Below are 2,830 nucleotides of genomic sequence, written 5' to 3' on the forward strand. Positions count from 1 at the left end.
CCCCCCCCCCCCCCGCCCCGCCGCCCCCCACTCCCGACGTCGAGACCCCCACAACCCGGAAAGCGTTCATGACTGCCAACCCCACCCGAGTCCTCGTCCTCAACTCCGGCTCCTCCTCGGTCAAGTACCAGCTGCTCGACATGGCCGACGGCGCCCGGCTGGCCGCGGGCCTGGTCGAGCGCATCGGCGAGGAGACCTCCCGCCTCGCGCACACCCCGCTCGCCACGGGCGGCGAGAAGCGCGAGCAGGAGGCGCCGATCGCCGACCACGAGGCCGCGCTGCAGGCGGTCGCCGCGGAGCTGGCGGCGGACGGGCTGGGCCTGGACTCGCCGGAGCTCGCCGCCATCGGGCACCGGGTGGTGCACGGCGGCCAGAAGTTCACCGCCCCCACCGTGATCACCGGCGAGGTGCTGGCGGAGATCGAGCGGCTCGTGCCGGTCGCCCCGCTGCACAACCCGGCCAACATCACGGGCATCCGCACCGCGCAGGCGCTGCGCCCGGACCTGCCGCAGGTCGCCGTCTTCGACACCGCCTTCCACACCACGATGCCGGAGGCCGCCGCCCGCTACGCCATCGACGTGGCCACGGCCGACGCCCACATGGTGCGCCGCTACGGCTTCCACGGCACCTCGCACGCCTACGTCTCGCGCGAGACGGCGAAGCTGCTCGGCAAGGACCCCTCCGAGGTCAACGTCATCGTCCTGCACCTGGGCAACGGCGCCTCGGCCTCCGCGGTCGAGGGCGGCCGGTGCGTCGACACCTCCATGGGCCTGACCCCGCTGGAGGGCCTGGTCATGGGCACCCGCTCGGGCGACCTGGACCCGGCGGTCATCCTCCACCTGGCCCGCAACGCCGGGATGTCCACCGACGAGATCGACGCGCTGCTCAACAAGAAGAGCGGCCTGATCGGCCTGTGCGGCGACAACGACATGCGCGAGATCCGCCGCCGCATCGACGAGGGCGACGAGCGCGCGGCGCTCGCCTTCGACATCTACGTGCACCGGCTGAAGAAGTACATCGGCGCCTACTACGCGGTCCTGGGCACGGTCGACGCCGTGGCCTTCACCGCCGGCGTCGGCGAGAACGCGGCGCCCGTGCGCGAGGCCGCCGTGGCCGGCCTGGAGGCGCTGGGCCTGGCCGTGGACGCCGGCCGCAACGCGGTCCGCTCCGGCGAGCCGCGCCTGATCTCCCCCGACGGCGCCCGGGTCGCGGTCGCGGTCGTGCCCACCGACGAGGAGCTGGAGATCGCCACCCAGACGTACGACCTGGTCAGCGCTTGATCAGCGACCACCCCTCGGTCGTTCCCACAGCTCGAATATTCCGCTCCGAAACAAACCGATAGGATCAGCCCCATGCGCCGTTCCAAAATCGTCTGCACCCTGGGCCCCGCCGTCGACTCCTTCGACCAGCTGAAGACGCTGATCGAGGCCGGCATGAACGTGGCCCGCTTCAACATGAGCCACGGGACCCACGCGGAGCACGAGGAGCGGTACCACCGCCTTCGCAAGGCCGCGCAGGAGACCGGCCGCGCGGTCGGCGTCCTCGCCGACCTCCAGGGCCCGAAGATCCGCCTGGAGACCTTCGCGGACGGCCCCGTGGAGCTGGTGCGCGGCGACGAGTTCACCATCACGACCGAGGACGTCCCGGGCGACCGCACCATCTGCGGCACGACCTACAAGGGCCTGCCGGGCGACGTCTCCAAGGGCGACCAGGTCCTCATCAACGACGGCAACGTCGAGCTGCGGGTCACCGAGGTCGACGGCCCGCGCGTGCGGACCATCGTGATCGAGGGCGGCGTCATCTCCGACCACAAGGGCATCAACCTGCCCGGTGCGGCGGTGAACGTCCCGGCGCTGTCCGAGAAGGACGTCGAGGACCTGAAGTTCGCCCTCGCCATGGGCTGCGACATGGTCGCGCTGTCCTTCGTCCGCGACGCCAAGGACGTCCTGGACGTCCACCGCGTCATGGACGACGTCGGCCGCCGGGTCCCGGTCATCGCCAAGGTCGAGAAGCCGCAGGCCGTCGCCAACATGCAGGACGTCGTCATGGCGTTCGACGGCGTGATGGTGGCCCGTGGCGACCTCGCGGTGGAGTACCCGCTGGAGAAGGTCCCGATGGTGCAGAAGCGCCTCATCGAGATGTGCCGCCGCAACGCCAAGCCGGTGATCGTCGCGACCCAGATGATGGAGTCGATGATCACCAACTCGCGGCCGACCCGCGCCGAGGCCTCCGACGTCGCCAACGCCATCCTCGACGGCGCCGACGCGGTCATGCTCTCCGCCGAGTCCAGCGTGGGCGCGTACCCGATCGAGACCGTCAAGACGATGTCGCGCATCGTCGAGGCGGCCGAGGAGGAGCTGCTCTCCAAGGGCCTGCAGCCGCTGGTCCCGGGCAAGAAGCCGCGCACGCAGGGCGGCTCCGTCGCCCGCGCCGCCTGCGAGATCGCCGACTTCCTCGGCGCCAAGTCGCTGGTGGCCTTCACCAAGTCCGGTGACACCGCCCGCCGCCTGTCCCGCTACCGCGCGGCCCAGCCGATCCTGGCCTTCACCACGGACGCCTCCACCTGCAACCAGCTCACCCTGAGCTGGGGCGTCGAGACCTTCGTCGTCCCGCACGTGGAGAACACCGACGCCATGGTCGACCTGGTCGACGCGGAGCTGCTGAAGCTCAAGCGCTACAACGACGGCGACACCATGATCATCACGGCGGGTTCCCCGCCCGGCGTCCCCGGCACGACGAACATGGTGCGGGTGCACCACCTGGGCGGCGAGAGCCGCTAGGTTCCGCCCCCGCACGCGGCAGTGGCCGCCGTCCCCTTCCGAGGGGACGG

The 2,830-nt window shown here is 71.3% G+C and carries 2 protein-coding genes; both read left to right on the forward strand.

The window, feature by feature from the left end; all coding sequences use genetic code 11:
* Nucleotides 1–68: 68 nt before the first annotated feature.
* Nucleotides 69–1,280, forward strand: coding sequence for an acetate kinase (locus ACSNOG_RS32400; protein WP_436756279.1), 1,212 nt, complete (start codon nucleotides 69–71; stop codon nucleotides 1,278–1,280).
* A 72-nt stretch (nucleotides 1,281–1,352) separates the two neighbouring features.
* Entirely contained in the window at nucleotides 1,353–2,780 is a 1,428-nt protein-coding gene (gene pyk / locus ACSNOG_RS32405) for a pyruvate kinase (RefSeq protein WP_436756280.1), read from the forward strand.
* Nucleotides 2,781–2,830: the final 50 nt, after the last annotated feature.

Origin of the sequence: Streptomyces sp. URMC 124 (assembly GCF_051386455.1) — a bacterium.
GTDB lineage: Bacteria > Actinomycetota > Actinomycetes > Streptomycetales > Streptomycetaceae > Streptomyces.